The sequence below is a fragment of the Betaproteobacteria bacterium genome (genome assembly GCA_016791345.1).
Lineage (GTDB): Bacteria > Pseudomonadota > Gammaproteobacteria > Burkholderiales > JAEUMW01 > JAEUMW01.
In genome coordinates, this window is the sequence record JAEUMW010000252.1 from 1 (window position 1) to 2,185 (window position 2,185).

The 2,185-nt window shown below is 67.2% G+C and carries 3 protein-coding genes; all 3 read right to left on the reverse strand.

The genetic code is table 11. From position 1 onward, the window contains the following. Positions 1 to 413, reverse strand: a 413-nt coding sequence (locus JNK68_09840; protein ID MBL8540658.1) for a DUF937 domain-containing protein, incomplete at its 3' end; no start/stop codon positions are given. A 187-nt stretch (positions 414 to 600) separates the two neighbouring features. Further along, positions 601 to 1,275, reverse strand: a complete 675-nt coding sequence (locus JNK68_09845; protein MBL8540659.1) for a YceH family protein — start codon at positions 1,273 to 1,275, stop codon at positions 601 to 603. A 28-nt stretch (positions 1,276 to 1,303) separates the two neighbouring features. Beyond that, on the reverse strand, positions 1,304 to 2,185 hold an 882-nt coding region (locus JNK68_09850), incomplete at its 5' end, for a phosphomethylpyrimidine synthase ThiC (GenBank protein ID MBL8540660.1).

Here is a 2,185-nt window from a genome sequence, read left to right on the forward strand (position 1 = left end):
GCGCTCAACTGATCCAGGTTCGGCACCTGCCCATCCGGGGTGAAGCGGTCGACCACGTCCGGCAACAATTGCGACAGACCTTCCGACGTCTCCTGCTCGCTCAAGCCCGCCTGCTGCGCAATCTGCGACAGCCCACCGGAACCGAAGATCTGGCCGATCACGTCGGGGGAAATGGACTGGTTCTGCCCGGTGCCCACCCATGACTGCGCCTGCTCGCCGAAGCCCGCCTGCTGGAAGCGCTGCAACAGGTCGCCCAGACCGCCCCCGCTGCTGATCGCGCCGCCGCCCAGCATGCTTCCGATGAGGTCGCCGAGACCGCCGCCGCCCTGGCTGCCGGACTGCGATGCTCCACCGCCGCGATTCGCGAGCATGCCGAGCACCACCGGCAGCAATGCCATCAGGATGCCGCCCATGTTGCCGCCACCTTGAGACGTCGGTGTCTGCTGCACGGGCGCTTGCTGCTGACCGAGCGCCCCGCCGAATGGCCCGCCCTGTCCGCCGGCTCCACTCAGGGCACTGCGTAGAAGATCGTCGAGTAGTCCCATCTGCCCTCCTGGCCCAAGGATGAATCGCTGCGTAATGCAACTGCCGCCGGTGCCGTCAATCCCGTGAGATTCCCAGCTCGGCGAAGAGTTTCGCGACCGCCGTCTTGAGGTCGTCGACCTCGCGCGAGAGGCGAGCGACCTCCGCGCTGAGCGCGCCTGTCTCACCCTCCGTGACGTCGCGCCCGGCGTTTCCGGTGACAATCGCGGCGGACACGGTTTCCGGCGCCGGCGGCCCGGACAGGAGGTGAGCCCACCGGTTCTCGCGTGCGCCGGGTTGCCGCGGGAGTTCGATGACGAGCGGGCCTGCCGCCCGATCCGCCAGCTCCGCAAGAAACGCCTCGACCGCGGAGATGTCGCTGAAGTGGTGCAACCGCTCGCAGTTGATGCGCAGTTCGCCCGCCGTCTGCGGGCCGCGCAGCATGAGCGTGGCGAGCAGCGCGACCGACTGCGGCGGCACCTGCAGCACGCGTTCCGCGTTGTGGGCGTAACGCATGACCCGGCTGCCGCTCGATTCGATGACGAACGCAGCCGCGCGCAGTTCATCGAGCGCGGCTTGCACGTCGCCATCGGTTGCGTTCATCACCGGGTCCCGACTCGTCTTCTGATTGCAGCCGGCCGCAAGCGCGTTCACCGTGAGCGGATAGGTGTCAGGCACCGTGTGCTGCTTCTCGACCAGCACCCCCAGCACGCGCGCCGCGAGCGGCGAGAGCGCGGGCAGCAGTTGCGTCATGGGCGTGCGGGCTGCGGCTGCCGGCGCGTCAGGCCTTGCTGTAGATCTCGCCGCCCTGCTGCACGAATTCCGCGGCTTTCGCCTCCATGCCCTTGGCCAGCGCCTCCGATTCGGTGACGCCGGCGTTTGCAGCGTATTCGCGGACGTCCTGCGTGATCTTCATCGAGCAGAAATGCGGTCCGCACATCGAGCAGAAGTGCGCGAGCTTGGCGCCTTCCTGCGGCAGCGTCTCGTCGTGGAACTGCTTCGCCTTGTCCGGATCGAGGCCCAAGTTGAACTGGTCGTCCCAGCGGAATTCGAAACGCGCCTTGGACAGCGCGTTGTCGCGGATCTGCGCCCCCGGATGACCCTTCGCGAGGTCAGCTGCGTGCGCGGCGATCTTGTAGGCGATGATGCCGTCCTTCACGTCGTCCTTGTCGGGCAGACCGAGATGCTCCTTCGGCGTCACGTAACAGAGCATCGCGGTGCCGTACCAGCCGATCATGGCGGCGCCGATGGCGCTCGTGATGTGGTCGTAGCCGGGTGCGATGTCGGTGGTGAGCGGGCCCAGGGTGTAGAACGGCGCCTCCTTGCAGTATTGCAGTTGCAGGTCCATGTTTTCGCGGATCAGGTGCATCGGCACGTGGCCGGGGCCCTCGATCATCACCTGCACGTCGTGCTGCCAGGCGATGTCGGTGAGTTCGCCCAGCGTGCGCAGCTCGGCGATCTGCGCCTCGTCGTTGGCGTCGTAGATCGAGCCCGGACGCAGGCCGTCGCCAAGGCTGAAGGCCACGTCGTATGCCTGCATGATCTCGCAGATCTCCGCGAACCGCGTGTAGAGGAACGACTCCGCGTGGTGCGCGAGGCACCACTTGGCCATGATCGAACCGCCGCGCGAGACGATGCCCGTCATGCGCTTCGCGGTCAGGGG

Coding starts and splice junctions, on each gene's coding strand:
- JNK68_09845 (MBL8540659.1), bottom strand. CDS start 1,275: ATGACGCAACTGCTGCCCGCGCTCTCGCCGCTCGCGGCGCGCGTGCTG.